The organism is Synechococcus sp. MU1651, assembly GCF_023630635.1.
Classification (GTDB): domain Bacteria; phylum Cyanobacteriota; class Cyanobacteriia; order PCC-6307; family Cyanobiaceae; genus Parasynechococcus.
Genome location: NZ_JAKUHJ010000001.1, coordinates 306,017 through 324,005, shown reverse-complemented (window position 1 = coordinate 324,005; position 17,989 = coordinate 306,017). Strand labels below are relative to the sequence as shown.

General features: G+C 59.6%; 18 protein-coding genes. 6 read left to right on the top strand and 12 right to left on the bottom strand.

From position 1 onward, the window contains the following. Position 1 precedes the first annotated feature (1 nt). The 10 genes from NCN05_RS01945 to NCN05_RS01900 form a co-directional block, all read right to left on the bottom strand. On the bottom strand, positions 2-1,372 hold the full coding sequence (locus NCN05_RS01945; RefSeq protein WP_250396761.1) for a TldD/PmbA family protein: 1,371 nt from the start codon (positions 1,370-1,372) through the stop codon (positions 2-4). Then, positions 1,372-2,781 (bottom strand): TldD/PmbA family protein, encoded by a 1,410-nt coding sequence (locus NCN05_RS01940; protein ID WP_250396760.1) that lies wholly within the window; start codon positions 2,779-2,781, stop codon positions 1,372-1,374. Before NCN05_RS01940 ends, NCN05_RS01945 begins: the two co-directional genes overlap by 1 nt. Positions 2,782-2,813: 32 nt before the next feature. After that, positions 2,814-3,884, bottom strand: coding sequence for a magnesium-protoporphyrin IX monomethyl ester (oxidative) cyclase (gene acsF, locus NCN05_RS01935; protein WP_114989126.1), 1,071 nt, complete (start codon positions 3,882-3,884; stop codon positions 2,814-2,816). 66 nt (positions 3,885-3,950) lie between these two features. Beyond that, a complete protein-coding gene (locus NCN05_RS01930) occupies positions 3,951-4,388 on the bottom strand; it encodes a DUF2996 domain-containing protein (RefSeq protein WP_250396759.1) in 438 nt (145 codons plus the stop codon). A 45-nt stretch (positions 4,389-4,433) separates the two neighbouring features. Further along, positions 4,434-4,919 carry a hypothetical protein gene (locus NCN05_RS01925; protein ID WP_250396758.1) on the bottom strand — a complete coding sequence of 162 codons (486 nt, stop codon included), beginning with the start codon at positions 4,917-4,919 and terminating at the stop codon, positions 4,434-4,436. Continuing rightward, a complete protein-coding gene (locus tag NCN05_RS01920; RefSeq protein ID WP_115132609.1) occupies positions 4,916-5,524 on the bottom strand; it encodes a flavin prenyltransferase UbiX in 609 nt (202 codons plus the stop codon). The genes NCN05_RS01925 and NCN05_RS01920 overlap by 4 nt, the downstream gene beginning before the upstream one ends. A 3-nt stretch (positions 5,525-5,527) precedes the next feature. Next, positions 5,528-7,864, bottom strand: coding sequence for an RNB domain-containing ribonuclease (locus NCN05_RS01915; protein ID WP_250396757.1), 2,337 nt, complete (start codon positions 7,862-7,864; stop codon positions 5,528-5,530). A 100-nt stretch (positions 7,865-7,964) separates the two neighbouring features. After that, on the bottom strand, positions 7,965-8,282 hold the full coding sequence (locus tag NCN05_RS01910; protein WP_186508594.1) for a TMEM165/GDT1 family protein: 318 nt from the start codon (positions 8,280-8,282) through the stop codon (positions 7,965-7,967). A 2-nt stretch (positions 8,283-8,284) separates the two neighbouring features. Next, positions 8,285-8,617 carry a TMEM165/GDT1 family protein gene (locus NCN05_RS01905; RefSeq protein ID WP_115009029.1) on the bottom strand — a complete coding sequence of 111 codons (333 nt, stop codon included), beginning with the start codon at positions 8,615-8,617 and terminating at the stop codon, positions 8,285-8,287. Beyond that, the gene (locus tag NCN05_RS01900) at positions 8,607-8,981 is read right to left on the bottom strand and encodes a YkgJ family cysteine cluster protein (RefSeq protein WP_250396756.1); all 375 of its coding nucleotides are present in this window, start codon (positions 8,979-8,981) and stop codon (positions 8,607-8,609) included. Before NCN05_RS01900 ends, NCN05_RS01905 begins: the two co-directional genes overlap by 11 nt. Positions 8,982-9,089: 108 nt before the next feature. Here NCN05_RS01900 and psb30 point away from each other — a divergent pair, with 108 nt between their 5' ends. Beyond that, positions 9,090-9,197, top strand: a complete 108-nt coding sequence (psb30, locus tag NCN05_RS01895; RefSeq protein ID WP_025362280.1) for a photosystem II reaction center protein Ycf12/Psb30 — start codon at positions 9,090-9,092, stop codon at positions 9,195-9,197. Between the two features lie 10 nt (positions 9,198-9,207). Here psb30 and recJ read toward each other — a convergent pair whose 3' ends face one another. Then, positions 9,208-11,106 carry a single-stranded-DNA-specific exonuclease RecJ gene (recJ, locus tag NCN05_RS01890; RefSeq protein WP_250396755.1) on the bottom strand — a complete coding sequence of 633 codons (1,899 nt, stop codon included), beginning with the start codon at positions 11,104-11,106 and terminating at the stop codon, positions 9,208-9,210. Between the two features lie 32 nt (positions 11,107-11,138). Here recJ and NCN05_RS01885 point away from each other — a divergent pair, with 32 nt between their 5' ends. From NCN05_RS01885 to NCN05_RS01875, 3 genes are read left to right on the top strand one after another with little or no spacing between them, the layout of a single operon-like run. Continuing rightward, entirely contained in the window at positions 11,139-11,918 is a 780-nt protein-coding gene (locus tag NCN05_RS01885; protein ID WP_250396754.1) for an HAD-IA family hydrolase, read from the top strand. Next, positions 11,915-12,226, top strand: a complete 312-nt coding sequence (locus tag NCN05_RS01880; protein WP_115082266.1) for a DUF565 domain-containing protein — start codon at positions 11,915-11,917, stop codon at positions 12,224-12,226. Before NCN05_RS01885 ends, NCN05_RS01880 begins: the two co-directional genes overlap by 4 nt. Further along, on the top strand, positions 12,216-13,193 hold the full coding sequence (locus tag NCN05_RS01875; RefSeq protein ID WP_250396753.1) for a phosphoribulokinase: 978 nt from the start codon (positions 12,216-12,218) through the stop codon (positions 13,191-13,193). Before NCN05_RS01880 ends, NCN05_RS01875 begins: the two co-directional genes overlap by 11 nt. Here NCN05_RS01875 and rpmF read toward each other — a convergent pair. Further along, positions 13,157-13,333 (bottom strand): 50S ribosomal protein L32, encoded by a 177-nt coding sequence (gene rpmF / locus NCN05_RS01870; RefSeq protein WP_006851068.1) that lies wholly within the window; start codon positions 13,331-13,333, stop codon positions 13,157-13,159. The genes NCN05_RS01875 and rpmF overlap by 37 nt on opposite strands. An 87-nt stretch (positions 13,334-13,420) precedes the next feature. Here rpmF and ftsH point away from each other — a divergent pair, with 87 nt between their 5' ends. Then, on the top strand, positions 13,421-15,220 hold the full coding sequence (gene ftsH, locus NCN05_RS01865) for an ATP-dependent zinc metalloprotease FtsH (protein WP_250396752.1): 1,800 nt from the start codon (positions 13,421-13,423) through the stop codon (positions 15,218-15,220). Then, positions 15,217-17,961, top strand: coding sequence for a UPF0182 family protein (locus tag NCN05_RS01860; protein ID WP_250396751.1), 2,745 nt, complete (start codon positions 15,217-15,219; stop codon positions 17,959-17,961). Before ftsH ends, NCN05_RS01860 begins: the two co-directional genes overlap by 4 nt. Positions 17,962-17,989: the final 28 nt, after the last annotated feature.

Genomic DNA, 17,989 nt, shown 5'->3' with positions numbered 1-17,989 from the left:
GTCAGGCTTCGCCGGTGATGGAGAGTCCATCCACCCAAACATGAGGGGAAACGCCTCGGTGGGTGATTTCAGAATCAGCTTCCAGATGAGCAATGCCGTTGAGAACAGAGCGGATGTCACCGGCAACCGTTGCTGCTTCAACGGAAACCCGTTCGCCGTTGTTCACCAACCATCCATCGAAGGGCAAGGAGAAGGATCCCTGGGTGGCTTTCACACCGGCGTGAAGCGCTGACAGATCCTCAATCAGCACGAAGGGGCCTGACTCGGTGCGGTGGTTGAGGCTGTTACCGCTGCTCACCTGCGGGTTGGAACCAACCACGAACCAGTCTGGACCCACCGAAACCTTGGCGCCAAGTCCAGCGTGGCCGGTGGGTTGAACACCAAAGGCTCGGGCCGTGGCTTCCGAGTGAAGGAAATTCCGCAGGGTTCCGCCCTCAATCAAGGAGAGACGTCGGGTTGGTGTTCCCTCTCCATCGAAGGCTGCCGCACTGATGTGTCCGGGGTGGAGGCCGTCATCGTGGAGGTTGAAGAAGGGAACCGCCACATCGGATCCAATCGAATCCCGCTGGCTCAAGCTCACCCCATCGAGCACCGAACGCGCATTGAACATGCTGCTGAAGGCACCAAGCAGTGAGAGAAAGGCCTCGGGGGTGAAGCAAACCCGGTAGCTCCCGGTTTCGATCGGTCGATAATCCAGATGGCTGACGGTGCGATCAACGGCCTCGCTGATGCAGCCTTGAACATCCAGTTCGCTGCTGCCAAGACCCAAACGAACAGCACCTCCACTGCGGGGCTTACGACCTGTTTCCTCAGCCCTTGCGTAGAGATACAGGCTGGCTTGGGTGCGCTCCATCTGGCGCAGTGCTCCCTCACTGTTGAGATAGAGGCTCTGGAACAGGGATTCCGACAGTCCGTTGTAGGGGACGGTCTGGATCGCAGGGTGACGACCCAACAGATCGGCTTCCGCATCCCGAAGGGTGTCCAGCAAGGGGAGGATTCCTTGGCGAGGTTGAAGTGGTCGATCGAGCTCGGGGAGTGGAGCTGTGGCCAGGGGGGAGAACTCAGGGATGTCCTCGGGATTGCCAAAACGGCTGGCCGTATGGGCTCCCACAAGGGCTTGCTGCAAGCCGCTATCGGAGAGGTCGGTGGTGCTGGTGATTCCTACCAGGCCATCGCTGTTCCAAACCCGGACGGTGATGGAGCTCCGCTGCGATGCCTTGAGTTGTTTGGCTTCACCACGATCCACCTGAACGGAGCAATCGTCACTGCAGGCGGCACCAAGATCCCAACGACGAATGCCTTCGCGCGAGGCGAGGGTCTGAAGGCGATCCCTGAGATCCGAGGCGTTGAGGCTGTTGTTGCTGCTCATCATCAACGGCCCCCCACCGTGATCGAATCAACTTTGATGTGGGGTTGGCCCACTGTGACGAACACACTTCCACTCACGGATCCGCAGAACCCGGCAGCCAGTTCCAGATCGTTGGCGCACATCGAAATGCGTGGCATCACCTCCTTGGCATCACCGATCAACGTCGCCCCTTTCACCGGTTTGGTGAGTTTGCCGTTCTCAATCAGATACCCCTCTTCAACGGAGAAATTGAACTGACCTGTCGGGCCGACGCTTCCCCCACCCATGGCCTTGCAGTACAGGCCTTGATCGACGGATTCAATCAACTGTTCAGGGGTATGCGGACCGGCGTCGATGAAGGTGTTTCGCATCCGGCTCGCAGCTGCAAAGGCATGGCTCTGACGCCGGCCGCTTCCGGTGCGTTTGTGGCCCGTGCGCAGTTCACCGGCCCGGTCACTGATGAAGCGTTGGAGCACCCCGTCTTTGATCAGCACGGTGCGCTCAGGTTCCATTCCCTCGTCATCCATCGAGATGGAACCGAAGGATCCACCACTCAGCCCTTCATCGATGGCGGTGACTGCAGGGTGAGCGATCAGTTCACCAACCCGATCCGCAAAGGGCGTGGTGCCCCGTTCAATCTGGGTTGTTTCGAGCAGGTGACCGCAGGCCTCGTGGAAAATCACGCCACCAAACCGGTTGGCGAGAACAGCCGGCATCTGTCCGGCATCCACGTAGTCGGCCCGCAACATCGTTCCAGTGCTGTTGCACACTTCAGCTGCACTGGCTTCGGCATCCCAGTCCTGAAGATCGTCCGGACGATCGGAACTGCCATAGCGGCGGCCAATGCTGGATCGGTGATCGCCGTCGGCGGCAAGAACGGATAGACCTGTCGACTGATGCAGGCGGATGTCGCGGGCAAAAGTGCCATCGGATGCAGCCACCAGCACTTCCTGCCAGTCGCGGGCGTAACTGCCACGGCGCACCTGCAAGTGCTGACCAAGACGATTGAGATGGTCTGTGCCTTTGAGCAGGCACTGGCTGGCCTGATCCAGGGAGGGGCAGCGTTCCAGCCAGTCGGCTTTGTTCAAGCCGTGGTCAGTCAGCTTCTTCAACCCTTCAAAAGCTGAAGGGGACGTGAGCTGTTGCGCCTCGAGACCGAGCATGGCGAGGGCCTGATCGAGGGCGCGCTGGAGGCCGGCTTCGCTGAGATCGTTGGTGCTGACGAAGCCATCACGGCCATCACGGAACACCCTGAGGCCAGCTCCACGGGCGAACGACGGATTCACACTGGTGATCCGATCCTGTTCGGCAAGCAAACCGATGTGGTCGGTGCGCTCAAGAAACACCTCCACCAGGTCCGCTCCTGCGGAGCTGCCACGGTGCAGCAAGGACTCCAAGAGTCCTTGCCAATGATTCGAAAAGGCGTTGTTCAAGAAATCTCCTCGATTGGGCCGGGGGAGTCCCCTCAGCGCACAGCTGGCTGGAAACGATCGCTGTCGATCGCTGGCATAAGGAACAGCTTGGCCATCTCAGCACCGTTTCCGATCCAGAAGGGCAGCTTGCGGAGCACTTTCAGAGGAGCGATGGCATCGCTGGCATCAGCCTTTTCCAATGCGGCGTTGTTGGCCACCAGTCGTTCGAGGCGTGTCCAGAACTTGTCGTTGTTCACATCAAGAACAACGGGGAAAACGCGCGCAGACGTTTCATTGGTCTTCTCGATCACCATCTTGTCGTAGGTGCGAGCATCCAATCCGAGAGCCTCGTAGAACTCCTTGCGGGCTACGTCGCGCACGTACATGGTGGCGAACACCGCAAGCAGGAAGAAGCGGCACCAGAGTTTGGCGATGGGGCCACGAACCGTGTCCGGTTGGGCCTTCATCAGGGCATCAAAGAAATCACCATGACGGTTTTCGTCCTGACACCAGTTCTCAAAGAAGTTGAAGATCGGGAAGATCTTGCTGTCGGGGTTCTTTTCGAGGTGGCGGTAAATGGCGATGTAACGCCAGTAGCCGATCTTTTCAGACAGGTAGGTGGCGTAGAAGATGAATTTCGGCTTGAAGAAGGTGTAGTCCTTGTTCGCGGTCAGGAAGCCGAGATCCAGCTGCATGCCGAAATCACTCATCGACTTGTTGAGGAAGCCGGCGTGGCGAGCTTCATCCCGAGCCATGTGAGCAAAGCACTCGGCCAGCAGAGGGTTCTTCGCCTTAATACGGCGGCTCAGTTCCTTGTAGAGCAGGAATCCTGAAAATTCGGACGTGCAGCTCTGCTCAAGGAATTCGATAAACACCTTGCGGGTTTCAGGATCCAGCTTGTCCGCAGCACCCTCGAACTCCTCGTTACGAACGAAGTGGTGGCGGTTGTAATCCTTCCTGAACTCTTCACAGATGGCTTCCAGTTCAGCCTCATTGGGCTGAAGGTCCATTGCCGCCATCGCTTCGAAATCGGTGGTGTAGAAGCGAGGGGTGAGGATTGTGTCCTTGACAGGATCCTTGATGGCTACAGCGCTGCCTTCGGCCACGGCGGTGGGAGGGACCATCAGTTGCGGTTCACGATCCGCCCAATGTAGGCGTGTCAGCCCAACCCCCGAGGCCAATGCGGGCGGTTAGTTACCTCCCAGCCACTTTTGGCCGTTGAGCCGTTGCAAGAGACGGGAAACGAGCAGGGCCAAAGACATCCGCTTCTCATCGATCAGAAAGCTCTCCAGCAGCGTTGGCTCGCTGCCGGCATCAGCCAGGGCAATCACTTTGGTGCTGTTGATGTCGGCCTTGGAGAAGCAGACCCAGAAGCGGCGGCCCCCTGGAAGCTCACCAACCACCATTGGACATTCACCACCGACAACGGGACGCTGCCCATTCACGCGCTCGAGCCGATCAGCGGTGATGTCATGTTCGGCCAACTGTTTGGCGACGGCCGGCAAAAACAGTGTGTCGATGAATTCAGGGAAGGGCTTGTCCTCCGGCTTGGGCGGCTTCGCTTTCGGCGCCGCTTTGGCAGGGGCCTCTTGACCTGAAGACTGCTTCTCGACTGGGGTTTCGCTCACCGATCCAGCATTGCTGGCGCAACTGTAAGCAGCTTGGTGCGCTGCTTACCAGTTCGCCTCCGGATCATCTCCCCAATCACTGAGCTCCTGAGAAGGAGAGCCAGCGGCTGAAGCGCCTGATGAAGCGTCTGACTGCGGGGGGACTGACGAAGGGCGTTGAATCACGCGGTAGGCCACAGACACGGTTGGAGCTGGTTCTCTCACATCTCGTTCGGGGCCTGGGTTTGTGCTGGATCTGGGTGCCGGTTCGTAGGCGGTGTAACCCCTCTCCTCAAACTTCGGTTGAACAGGGGAACGCCTCTGGCGACTCAGAGGACGCTCCACTGGGGAGACCAAAACCGCTGCGACAGCGGCTCCGGCCGCACCACCAACGCCAGCCAGCGCTGTCCACGCCCCAACGGGGAGCGGAGGTGTTGTCCAAACCAGCAGACGGATCCGGGTCTTGTCTCCGACATTGGTGACCGAAAGAACCAGCAACGCCAGCAGTGGCGCCAGGCAGGGAATCAGCAGCAACCGCTGAAACATGCTCATTCCAGGGGGCCCTGCCAGCGCTTCAGGGGTGCAAGGTCCTCCTCCAGGCCGTCGAACAGGCGCACCACCAGAAAGTCCACCATCTCCTCCAAGGAATCGGGCCGGGTATACCAGGCCGGAATGGGAGCGGCAATGGTGGCTCCAGCTTCAGCGAGGCCGGTGAGGTTGCGGAGGTGAATCAGGTTGAAAGGCATCTCCCGGGGAGCAATCACCAGGGGCCGACGCTCCTTGAGATGCACATCCGCACAACGTTCGATCAGGTCTGCAGCAATACCGGCGTGGATCCGCCCGACGGTTCCCATGCTGCAGGGAACGATGACCATCGCCCGGGTTCTGTAGCTGCCACTGGCAATGCAGGCAGCCTGATCATTCCAGCGATGACAGGTGAGCTCGCCACTCTCCACCGACAGCCTCTCTCGCCAGAACGCACGTTGTTTCAGGGGATCAACAGGGATTGTCAGGCCCTGTTCCGCACGAAACACCTCATGGGCACCATGGCTGAGCACAAGATGCACCGAGCGCCCGCGCTGCAGCAGCAGCTGTAGGGCACGCTCGGCCAGGGGTTGAGCAGATGCACCGGTGACTGCCAGAACGTAGGGATGCATCACTCAGCGCTCGCTGAGGGCAACGGGCAGCGGCTCCGAGGATTCAGGCGCTGAGGATTCAGGTTCCGTGGAGCCATTGGAACCCTGGCTGATGACCTCAAGGTCGATCTGGTTGCGCAGAACATCCACATTGATCACACGCACCTGTACGGCGTCGCCAAGTTGATAGGTCTGACGGTTCTTGCGCCCGACCAAGCGATTCTGGCGTGATCTGTATTCGTACCAGTCATCGTTGAGGGAGCTCACATGCACCAGCCCTTCAACGCGACTTTCACCAACTTCCACGAAAAAGCCATAGCTCTGCACACCACTGATGCGCCCTTCCACCTGTTCGCCGATCAGGGGTTGGGCTGAACGGGCCTGGATCATCGAAAGCAGATCCTTTTCCAGTTCCAACACCTGACGCCGTCGCGTGTTGAGCCGCTGCACAGTGCGCTCGTTCACCAATCCGTTCAACTTCTCGTCCTGGGATGCGGTGAACAGGGGCCATGTGAGATCAGCACCGGCACCCTTGAGGCCAAGCTTCAGACGCGTCTTGTGACGCACGGTTGGACGATCCTTGGCATCGGTCAGCAGCGCAACGATCACCTGTTGGTTCACCAGGTGGGCGTAGTGCTGGGTGGCACAGGCCCATGGGGTCAGTGAGGTGTTGCGGCTTGACGCAGCAACTTCGTCCCCATCGGAATCCGCTGCCGCAGGGGGGACCTCTGTGGATGCCACAAGGTTGAGAGGTGGCAGGGCGTGACTGAGCTGTTGTTCCAGCACCCGGCGTTGCGTGCTGTCTTTGAACACCTGAATCAGTTCCGAAGCTGATGGACAACCGTCGTCATCCAGTTCAAGGGGAAGATCCAGGGCAATGGCTGTTTTCGCCACATCGGTGAGCACGCTGCCATCGGGTTCATCCGCCTCGATGGTGATGCCCGGCAATTGGAGCTCGAGACGTTGTGCTGTCCATGCACGGTCGGCGGCCCTCAACAGAGGCTGAAGGAACGCATGGGGGTCGATCGGGTTGAACGCATCAACCCAGCGATGCCGCAACCCGGAGGGATCTGCGCTGCACAGGTCACCAAGGGCCTCCAGCTGAGGAGGGCAGAGATCGAGTTGCACAACCCCGTTGGCACGCTCCTGCTCCAACAACAGCGTGCTGCAGAAGCGGAGGGTCTCCAACTGACCGAGCTGGTCTTTGATCGGCTTGAGAGCGGTAGGGACGCTGCGCGCCTTGGGTTTGCGTTCAGCCAGGGCGATCAACTGATCGGCGCTCACCTCGGCGACGGGGCGCACCGAGCTGAGCATGAACTCCCAGTCGCTCACCTCACCGTTGGCAGAGACGTCGAGCCGAACGCTGATGGCATCAGCCTCGGATCCGGCCGAGAAGCTGGTGGCCTTGTGGAGGGCCGGAGTCAGCAGAGGTTGCCAGACTTCACCGAGGCAAAGGGCTTCCCCACGGTCGCGCAGGCAGGCATCGAGGCTGTTGCCCAGACCGATCCGCTCGCCCACGCTGGGCGCGTGGACCCAGAGGCGGCAACCGCCGTCCCTCGCTTCAACGTGCACGGCAGGCAACCCCGGTGCATCGTCCTGACTCCATCCTTTGAGAAGCAGCGACGGTTGTGCGGTGAGATCGACCCGGCCTTTGGACGCAGGGGTTTTGCCTGAGCTCCTGGGTGCCACTGGACGGTCCTGAAGACCAGCCTTCGTCAGCAGCAGGTCCCGGTCGGCTGCTGGTCCTCCATTGAGCGGGAGAGATCGCACAACATGGCCGGCCGCAGGATGCTGAGCCACGGGATAGCGATCGATGCGTACCTCGACAACGCTGGAGACCTCATCACCGGGCAGATGCTTGGAATCCTCAGCCGGCAGCTCAATGCCGGCAAGCACTCTGTCGTCCAAGGGGGAGGCGAGCAGCTGGTCGCTCTGCTGCTCCACCTGAGCCAGGAGAGATTGCGTGGCCCGTTCCAGGATGCATTGCACACCTCCTTCAGGAGAGCGGCGGCGTCCGCCCTCCCGCGTCACCCGCACCAGCACACGATCGCCATTCCAGGCGTGGTTCAGCTGATGGTCACGGATGTAGATGTCCTCGCCGCCGTCATCGCGAATGGCGAAGCAGAAGCCTTTGCTGCTGCAACGCAGGCGAGCATCAATCAGATCACTCTCCTGGGGCCGTGTGAGACCACCCTCACTGGTCTTTTCGATCACACCGATTTTCATCAGTGATAAAACGGCAAGCTCAAGCGCCGCTTTATCCGTCTTGTTGCTGAGCTTGAGGATCTTGGCCAGTTGGTCGGGCTCAGAGGGGTGCTCCGTTGAGAGCTGATCCAGCAGATCGGCAACCGTAAATTTCATCGTGGCGTGCGCAGAAACCGACCATCAGGGCCGGGAGAGAGGGAAGGGGTGGTCGACGCTCTTCAGCAGGCCGTGCAGAGTCAGCCCTTCAAAGATCACTTTAGGACTCAGAAGTTGGATCCCCGTCCGAGTTGGCTTCACCATCACGGACGAGAGGAACCAGCAAGCGGCCACCGATCACGAGGAAACCCACGGAAGCCAGCAGTTGAAGCAGATCGCTGGGAATCACGGTTGCAACGGAACCACCGGCGAAGGCCCCCAGCAAACTGGCCAGAACCAACGCCGATGATGAGCCGAGAAACACGGCCAGGGGGCGATTGGACGTGCCACTGATGGCAACGGTGGCGAGTTGTGTCTTGTCACCGAGTTCGGCCAGGAACACGGTCAAGAACGTGGAGATCAAAAGGGGAAAATCCATCGTCAGCTCGCTGCATTGAGCCAAAGGGAGCTGGCGGCCTGAAGACCGAGCCAGATTCCGAGCGCCACCATCAGCACCCCAGCCATCAGTTCAAGACGCTCAGGCGGAAGGGTTTTGGCCAACCATTGACCGACGAGAACGCCCACAAGGCTGGATGAAATCAACGCCAGCGCGGCACCGATGAACACCAGAACAGGAGAGCCGGACTGGGCCGAGAGCAACAGCGTTGCCAACTGGGTTTTGTCGCCCAGTTCAGCCACAAACACTGTGGTGAAGGTGCTGAACAGCACGGCAGCAAAGCTGCGCGACTCAGGGCTTGTTTGCTCACTCGTCAACAGAACCTCCCGCGGTCTGAGCGCGCTTGAACCTACGCATCACGCCACTGCGGCCGCCATAGGTGCTGCGGATCTGTTGTTGGCAACAGGTGATGGCGAAGGCATCGAACTGATCATCGGGAACGTCAAAAAGACGGCCCAGACCACTGACACGACAGAAATCAGGTCGATCCTCATAAATCCTGCAGCGCTGACTGCCCGTGTCGTAGTGGATGCACCAGCCATCAGGACCAACCATGGCCAGATAGGTGCGTTGTTGCTCTTCGTTCAAGGCCGCCAGGGCATCAGCCCGTTCCTCCGGAGCGAGTCGGCAACAGGCTCCACAGTGTTTGATGCATGACCATTGCGGCGTCTCTCGGCTCATGATTGAAGCTGTGACAAGCCATCACAGAGATCAGAACCAATCCGTCGCTCCTGCGTCAGAGCCCCGTAGCCTGGGAGGCGTAACGATTTTGGACAGCGCTGCATCGCCATGGGCTTTGACATTCACCTGATCGCCAACTTTGCCGCCCTGGCGATGATCACCATTGCCGGTCCCGCTGTCATCTTCATCCTCTTCTACCGCCGCGGCGCACTCTGATCGCCTCGTTTCAAGGACGTAGCCCCAATCCCAGGCAGGCTTCCTCGATCAACTGAATCACCCGCTGATCCCTCGCCAGGTCGTTGTCGCTGGTGAGGGATTGCTCTTGTTGAATGCTCGCCTGAAGCGTCTCACCCTCGCCATTGGTGAGCTTCAGCCCTGAGGATTCCGTCAACTGGGCGGTGTATTGCCGTGAGCCGCGGTCGATCAACACCAACTCCGTATGGGCACGGATGGCCTTGAGTTCCAGCTGCAGGCGCTGCTCACCCTGCCAACGGTTGATCGAAATGCTGTAAGCCACGTCACAGCAGGCGGGAACAGACGCCGCTGGATCCCAGCGCCAGGCGATGGCGCGACGCTCACTTTCACCCTGGCGCAGCGTCAGGGCCAGGTGTCCTCCTTTGAGGTCGCGACGATCCTCAACGCTCACCCCCCGTGACCAGAACAGAGGTTTGGGATGACCGATGCCGAAGGGGGCCAGGGATTGCAGGTGGCGCCACAGATCCCAGTTCACATCCTTCAACTGCAGCAGAGCGTCAGGTTGCACGGGACGCCCCTGGGCCTGGGTCATCAACCAGCCATCGGCTTCGGCGCAGAGGCGCTCATGCAGAGCATGCACGAACTCCGCTTTAACGGTGAATCCCCCGGCAGCGGGATGGCCTCCGAAGCGAGTCAGTAGATCCCTGCAATTGGAGAGGGCACGATCCACCGCGAAACCGATGGGTCCTCGTACCGAAGCCCGGAGACTGCCATCTCCATCACCGGCCAGAAGAGCGGTGGGGCGGTGATAGCGCTCCATCAGCCGCGCAGCAACGATGCCAATCACCCCGTGGTGCCAGTGGCTTTGCGCCAACAACAGGAATGAGGGGAGAGCGTCACTGGACTCCGCTTCCACCAGAGCCACGGCCTCCGCTTCAATCGCGTCGCAGAGATCCCGTCGCTGGCGGTTGTAATCATCACAACGGCGTGCGAGGGCCATCGCTGAATCGGGATCCTCAGCTGTGAGCAGATCCACCACAAGCCTCGGTTCCCCAAGGCGGCCCACTGCATTAATGCGTGGTGCAAGCTGAAACCCGATGTCTTCGGCCGTCAGCGGACGTTCCCCGAGACCCGCCAGGCGCTGAAGCGCTTGCACGCCCTTGCACTCGGAGCGATGCAGATGGTTCAGCCCCTCCAACAACCAACTGCGGTTGGCCCCCACAAGAGGGGCCATGTCGGCCACCGTGCCGATGCAGAACAGATCCCGGGCCACGCGGATGGCTTCCGGTTTGTTCAGCACATCGGCAACGGCATGGGCCAGCACGTAGGCCAGCCCCACACCGGCGAGTCCACGGTAAGGCGAGCCCTCCGGGGTGGTGGCCGGGTGAATGAGCGCGGTCATGGGCGGCCGTTCCGCCGGGATCGTGTGGTGATCGGTCACGATCACCTGCATCGACAAACTTGCGGCCAGTTCGAGGGCTTCTCTCGCGGCAACACCGTTATCAACGGTGACCAGCAGTCGCACGCCATCGTCGTAGAGCCGCTGCACCATGGCGGGATTGAGGCCATATCCCTCCTCCATTCGCGAGGGAATGGCAGGTTCCGGCTCAGCACCCAACGGGGCTAACGCCCGTAGTAACAACGCTGTGCTGGTCATCCCATCGGCGTCGTAATCACCACAGATGGCGACGCGTTCGCGGGAACGGCAAGCCGTTACCAAGCGCGTACAGGCCTGCTCGAGATCGGGGAAATGATCACGTGTGGGTGGCAGATCACCAGGGGAGAGAAAGCTCTCGGCCTCGGATGTTGAGCTGAATCCCCTGCGCCGCAGCACACAGCGCAGCGACAGCGGCAAATCAAGCCCTTGCAATGGCGATGGCTCCACCACGGCTGGAAGGGACCAGGACCAATGCAGCGGAACAGCCGGCAAGGAAACGCAATAGGCGGTGATATCCCAGCATTGTGCCGTTGCTGCTCCTCAAGGTGAACAGGCTTTCAGCGGTCTTCTGGGATGTGGATGGCACCTTGGCCGACACGGAAATGGACGGTCATCGACCGGCCTTCAACATGGCCTTCCATGAACTGGATCTTCCCTTTGTTTGGGATGAAGCGCTCTACAACAGGCTGCTGGCGATTCCTGGCGGGCTGCGCAGGGTGAAACTCCACGCTGAAACATGTGGGATGCATCTCAGCCAGAACCAACTGGACCAGGTACGTGATCGCAAACGCGTCCATTACCTGGAACGGGTCCGCCAAGGACATGTGCATCTCCGTCCCGGAGTGAAGAGGCTTTTGCAGGAGTTGAACAGGGCTGGCGTGCAGCAGTGGATCGTCACCTCCAGCGGATCGGCCTCGGTGATGGCTCTGCTGGAACAGATCCAGAAGCAAATCCCCAGCTTCGATGGGGTGGTGACATCGGATGACGTTGCTTCGGGAAAGCCAGCACCGGACGGCTACCGACTCGCTCTCGAACGCAGTGGGGCCAACAGTGCTGCCAGCCTTGCCATCGAAGATTCTGCGGCAGGTCTTTCGGCGGCAAGAGCCGCAGGTCTGAGTTGTCTGCTGACCCCTTCCGCCTGGGATGCCGATGCTCTGCGTGAGTCCGGAGGCGAGGCTGCTGCGGTGTTGAATCACCTGGGGGACCCTGGACAGCCAGCAACCGTGCTTTCCGGTGCCTCTTGCCAGGAGGGGGCAGTAACGCTGAAGTATCTGGAGTCCCTGCTGTCGGTGCCGGATCGATGAGCTCAATCCAGCGCACACGTCTGGCGGGGCTTCAGAACGCGTGGGGCGCTGGGATCCGGCGGTCCTGGTCTGGCCCCTGGTGGCGTCGCAGCGCTTCGTTGCTGCTGCTGCTGTTCGGATTTTTCATTGGCAGCAACCTTCCCGTCTACATCCTGGATGCTGTTGAACTCAGGACGTACACAGCGTTCTATGCCCTCATCGCCTGTGAATTGATGGTTCTTGGGCGCCGTCGTCTTCCCTGGCTGGACAACCTCCGGCTTGGATTCGTTTACGCCGTTGTTCTGGAGGCGTTCAAAGTTGGATCCTGAGGGCCAACGCGTCATCCCCAGCAAGGATCAGCAGCGGTTGCTGCAGCATCTCGAGTTGGGCGACCTTCAGAGTTGGTCTGCACTGCAGCGCAACTCTGGGTGGCATCGGGTCGCCATCGATCACTGGCATCCTCAGGCGACACCGGATTGGCTCTGGTCTGTTGGTCTGCCGCTTCTGAACCTGGGCCACCAATGGCAGGGACAACGCCGACTGCTCGGATTCAGTGCTTTGCCTGGTTGCGGGAAAACAACCCTGGGGCAGTGGATTGAAGCTGCCGCACGGGCACTTCACCTCTCGATCCAGGTGGTTTCGCTCGATGACTTTTATTTCGAGGCCGAACGGCTTGATGCGGCGATGCAGGGCAACCCCTGGGGTGTGCCTCGCGCGCTTCCTGGCAGCCATGACCTGGAGCTCCTGCAGGAGTGTCTTCAGACATGGCGACAGGGTGAGAACGTTCTGATGCCCTGCTTCGACAAAGCCAAACGCCATGGCCGAGGAGATCGAAGCGGTTGGCGCCGTTGCGATGCCGACTTGCTGATTTTTGAGGGTTGGTTTGTGGGCTGCAACCCAAATGACGACGCAACTGCGGATGAGCCCCATCTCGAGAGCCCCCTAACGGCGCAGGAGTTGGAGTGGCGCCTGAAGCTGCAACCCGTGCTCGCCCACTACGAACCCACCTGGAGGTGTTTCGATCAACTCTGGCAACTGCGAGCAACCGACTTCAACGCGCCTTGGCGATGGAAGCGCCAACAGGAAGCCACCCTTGAAGCGGAACGCGGTGCGTCGCTGTCGAATGCCGACTTGGATCGTTTTATCCGCATGATTCTCTGCTCGCTGCCATCGAGCAGTTTTCACACCATGCGAGCGGATGTTGTTGTGGAGGTGGATCCGGATCGAACTCTGCGGCGGATCCACCTCCCGAGTTCGACTCAGGATTCGCCGTCTTCGGACTCACTCACCGGGTAAACAAAACCCTGGGCGCGGCCACTCAGCACAGACTTGCCGATGGACATGGCGCGCTGGGCGGCAACGGCTGCCTTGGCCTTCCAGGTGGCGCTGCGCTGGTTGCGCTTGGCCTTGGATGTTTTCTTCTTCGGGACGGCCATTGCGCCTGGTGAATTTCCAAACCGAGATTGTCTCGTTTGGAACCCCCTTGCGTCAAATCGCTAGGCTCCGTGCAGCGCAATGAAGACGTGGCACCAGGTTCGGACGACTCCAGTGGTTCCGCGGCCCCTCAGAAGGCTCAACCTTCTTCGATTCAGGGTTTTTGGACGAAGCAGGACACGGTGAGTTACTCCACCCTGCTGAGAGATATCGATGCAAAAGAGATCAAACAGTTGGACCTTGTGCCCGGTCGGCGGGAGGTAAGAGTCCAATACAACGATGGCCGACGGGTCACCGTTCCTGTTTTCGCCAACGACAACCAAATTCTTCGGGCCGCTGAAAGCTCCGGCACGCCCCTGACGGTTGTTGACATCCGCCGCGAACAAGCAGGACGCGAACTGGCGGGAACCCTGATGATGGTTCTGCTGGTGGTGGTCGGCTTGTCGTTTCTGTTGAAGCGTTCAGCTCAAATGGCGAACAGAGCTCTTGGCTTTGGGCGCAGTCAACCTCGGTTGAAACCCCAGGAAGACCTTCAGCTTCGTTTTGAGGATGTTGCCGGCATCAACGATGCGCGGCTGGAACTTGAGGAGGTGGTCACCTTTCTCAAGCAGCCCGAGGCTTTCATCCGCCTGGGCGCCAAGATTCCGCGGGGAGTGTTGCTGGTTGGCCCCCCTGGAACCGGGAAAACGCTTCTTGCCAAAGCGATTGCAGGCGAGGCGGGCGTGCCGTTCTTCTCCATCGCAGCCTCTGAGTTTGTTGAGTTGTTCGTGGGTGTTGGCGCGAGCAGGGTTCGCGATCTGTTCCGCCAAGCCAAGGAAAAGTCCCCCTGCATCGTTTTCATTGACGAAATCGATGCTGTGGGTCGCCAGCGGGGTGCTGGTATCGGCGGCGGCAACGATGAACGGGAACAGACCCTCAACCAACTCCTGACGGAGATGGACGGCTTTGAGGAGAACTCCGGTGTGATTCTGCTGGCGGCCACAAACCGTGCCGACGTGCTCGACGCCGCACTGTTGCGTCCAGGACGCTTCGACCGGCGCATTGATGTGGGCCTTCCCGATCGCCGAGGTCGCGAGGCAATTCTCGCCGTTCATGCGAGAACTCGCCCCCTCGACGACGCGGTCTCGCTATCGGATTGGGCGAGCCGCACGCCGGGTTTTTCCGGGGCTGACCTCGCCAATCTGCTCAACGAAGCGGCCATCCTCACGGCCCGCCAGAACATGCTCCGTATCGGTCAGTTCCAGTTGGAGGGGGCCTTGGAGCGGATCACCATGGGGCTGAGCAACCGTCCCTTGCAGGACAGCGCCAAAAAACGGCTCATTGCCTATCACGAGGTGGGTCATGCCCTGGTGGCCAGTCTTCTTCCAGCAGCCAACGCGGTGGACAAGGTCACGATTCTTCCTCGGGGAGGAGCCGGTGGTTACACCCGCTTCATGCCTGACGAGGAGGTGCTTGATTCCGGGTTGATCACCCGCTCCTCCTGCCTCGCTGATCTGGTGGTGGCCCTGGGGGGTCGAGCAGCTGAGCAAGTGGTTTTTGGGTCGCTCGAGATCACCCAGGGAGCCAGTGGAGATCTCCAGATGGTGGCGCAACTCGCACGGGAGATGGTGACGCGCTTTGGCTTTTCCAGCCTCGGACCAATGGCCCTCGAGGGCCCGGGTACGGAGGTTTTTCTGGGGCGCGATTGGTTCAACCAACGGCCGGGATACGCCGAATCCACTGGCCAGGCCATTGACGCTCAAATCCGCCAGCTCGCCAAGAGTGCTCTGGCGCAGGCCATCGCCCTGCTGGAGCCCCGCCGTGAGTTGATGGATCAACTGGTGGACGTTTTGATTGCCGAGGAAACGATCAACGGTGATCGATTCAGAGACATCGCTGGCCTCCCATGAGACGCCTCCTCCTTCTGCTGCCGCTGGTTGTTGTTGCAGCCCGGATGCAGATCGAGTGGCTCTGGTTCGATCAGTTCGCCTGGAGCGACGTTCTCCTCAAGCGCTGGCTTTTGCAGCTTCTCTTCGCGGGTGTGGCGATGCTGCCGCTGCTGGCAGCCCAGGCCTGGTCAAGGCAATTCAGGCAACAGGGCTCGAGTTCATCCAAGGCGATGAGCCTGACCGGATGGTCCTTTGGATTCACGCTGTTGATCAGTGGTGGTGCTGTGCTGATCAGTGCCTTGCTCACGCTGGATCTGTTGGCGTTGGCCATCCACGATCCGTTTCAGCTTGGGGAATGGCAGCCAGTGGCGGGGCTCCAGCACCGCATCAGCTCAGCTGCAGGACTCGTTCAGGCAGGGGCGATAGGGCTTGCGATGGCCTGGCCGCGGTTGAGGCTGTGGCTGGCACAGATCGTGGCGGGTTCGCTGGTGGCTGTCGTCAGCCGGGCCTGGGGCATCTGGTCGCTGGCGCTGTGGATTCCCGATGAATCCACGAGAGACCCCTTGCTGGGAGCGGATCTGAGCTTCGGCTTGGGGCGTTTTGCCGGATTGCATCTGGCCCTGGACCTGCTGCTCTTGGCTGCCGCGTTCACCCTCGCCTTTGAGCTCTGGCGGGTGCTGGCGAGCTCAAAATCGATTTCTGACTGGGCAAGTCCAGCCTTCTCTTCGCGACAGATCCAACTGATCAGGTTGCTTTCGGCGCTTCTGCTATTCGGAGCGGCGGGGCAGGTGTGGTTATCGAGGCATCAGCTGCTGTGGACCCAACACGGCCTGGTGGCCGGGGCGGGCTGGCTCCAGGCCCACATGACCCTTCCGTTGCGCGGCTTCGCCACACTGCTACTGGTGCTGATCGCATGTGCACTGCTTGTCCCGTGCCGGCGACGCCTCCGTCAGGGCCTTGCACTGGTCTTGGTGTCTCTTGTGGTGTTGGAAACGGTGGCAACTCCGTTAACGCGCTGGCTGGTGGTGCGGCCAAGGGAATTTGCACTGCAAGAGCGCTATCTGAACAACGCCATTGAGGCCACGCAATGGGGCTTCCAGTTGGATCAGATCAAGAGTCAGGTCGTCGACCCGACAAGGTTCAGCGCCGCTGATCGCGAGCAAGGTGTTAGCACGCTCGAAAATGTGCGTCTCTGGGACAGCAGCCCTCTGCTGGAAGCCAACCGGCAACTGCAGCAACTGAGGGTGTACTACCGGTTTTCCAATGCAGCTGTTGATCGCTACCCGCTGAATGAAAACAGCGATTCATCGCAGCAAGTGATCCTCTCGGCCCGCGAATTGGATCAATCCGCTTTACCGCGTCAATCCAAAACCTGGCAGAACCGTCACTTCATCTTCACCCACGGCTATGGATTCACCGTCAGTCCGGTGAATGACAGAAGCAGTGATGGCCTTCCCTCGTATTTCATTAAAGGTCTTGGCCCAGAAACAGTCATTGCGGGAAATCCTGGACTGGGTATTGAACGATCGGAGGTGCAGAAGGCCATCCCCGTTGGTGATGCAGCGATCTATTACGGGATGCTTCCTTCGCCCTATGCAATCGCTCCAACGCAGATTGAAGAATTCGACTACCCCGAAGGCGACATCAATGTGATGACGCACTATCAGGGTTCTGGCGGAGTACCGATTGGATCCTGGCTTCAACGATTCGCAGCGGCTGTTTATCTGCGTGACCCTCGACTGCTGATCACCACAACGATCAATGCTGATTCCAAACTTTTGATCCGGCGTGATGTGCGCAGTCGGGTTAAGGCCATCGCTCCCTTCATTGATTTTCGTGGTGAGCCATACCTGATCTCCATTCCAAACCCTGCGCAAGACAGCTCCAACACCACCAAGGCAACTTCAGAACAACGCAGCCAACATCAGTATTGGGTTGTCGAGGGTTACACCCACAGTTCAACCCTGCCCTACAGCGCAGCGGTATCAGCAGATGATCCCGATCGCTATTTGAGAAACTCAGTGAAGGCCATCGTTGATGCCTACAACGGCAGCATTCGGTTTTTCATCTCGGAGCCTGAGGATCCAATCGTGATGGCCTGGGCTCAGGCTTTTCCAGGCTTGATGGAGCCGATGGAGGCAATGCCAAAGCCTTTTCTTGATCACCGCAGAGTTCCTGAGGACTTCTTCAATGCCCAGGTCAACCAATTGAAGCGGTACCACGTTTCGAATCCCAGAATTTTCTACAACGGTGATGATGTTTGGCAGGTGCCAAGCGAGATCTACGGCGGCCGCAAAGTTGATGTTGCTCCCTATCACATCACGGCTCAGCTTCAAAGCAATGACAACTCTGAATTTCTGCTGCTCCAACCCCTGACCCCTTTATCAAGGCCGAATCTCACGGCGTGGTTGGTGGCTCGGAACGATGGCGATCACTACGGTGAACTGAAACTGATCGACTTTCCCAAAGACAAATACATTCCGGGGCCGGAACAGGTTCAGGCTCTGATCCATCAGGATCCAGATGTGAGCGAGCAGTTTGGTCTATGGGATCAGGAGGATCTGGAACTCCTGCAGGGAAATCTTCTTGTGCTTCCCGTGGGCTCCGGACTTCTCTATGTGGAACCGGTGTATCTGCGCACCAAGAAGGTGGGGCTGCCTTCTCTGGCCAGGATTGTTGTGAGTGACGGCCGATTGGTTGCCATGGACCGCGACCTCAATCTTGCTTTGGATCAACTCATGAAAAAAGCCCCACCCGTTTGACGGGCAGGGCAAAACGAATTGACCGTTC

Excerpts from the sequence above, each read along its gene's own strand:
- acsF (WP_114989126.1), bottom strand. The coding sequence starts at position 3,884 with ATGGTCCCTCCCACCGCCGTGGCCGAAGGCAGCGCTGTAGCCATCAAG.
- NCN05_RS01910 (WP_186508594.1), bottom strand. The coding sequence starts at position 8,282 with ATGGATTTTCCCCTTTTGATCTCCACGTTCTTGACCGTGTTCCTGGCC.
- NCN05_RS01945 (WP_250396761.1), bottom strand. The coding sequence starts at position 1,372 with ATGATGAGCAGCAACAACAGCCTCAACGCCTCGGATCTCAGGGATCGC.
- psb30 (WP_025362280.1), top strand. The coding sequence starts at position 9,090 with ATGGGCTTTGACATTCACCTGATCGCCAACTTTGCCGCCCTGGCGATG.
- rpmF (WP_006851068.1), bottom strand. The coding sequence starts at position 13,333 with ATGGCCGTCCCGAAGAAGAAAACATCCAAGGCCAAGCGCAACCAGCGC.
- NCN05_RS01920 (WP_115132609.1), bottom strand. The coding sequence starts at position 5,524 with ATGCATCCCTACGTTCTGGCAGTCACCGGTGCATCTGCTCAACCCCTG.
- NCN05_RS01860 (WP_250396751.1), top strand. The coding sequence starts at position 15,217 with ATGAGACGCCTCCTCCTTCTGCTGCCGCTGGTTGTTGTTGCAGCCCGG.
- NCN05_RS01925 (WP_250396758.1), bottom strand. The coding sequence starts at position 4,919 with ATGAGCATGTTTCAGCGGTTGCTGCTGATTCCCTGCCTGGCGCCACTG.
- NCN05_RS01880 (WP_115082266.1), top strand. The coding sequence starts at position 11,915 with ATGAGCTCAATCCAGCGCACACGTCTGGCGGGGCTTCAGAACGCGTGG.
- NCN05_RS01900 (WP_250396756.1), bottom strand. The coding sequence starts at position 8,981 with ATGAGCCGAGAGACGCCGCAATGGTCATGCATCAAACACTGTGGAGCC.
- NCN05_RS01915 (WP_250396757.1), bottom strand. The coding sequence starts at position 7,864 with ATGAAATTTACGGTTGCCGATCTGCTGGATCAGCTCTCAACGGAGCAC.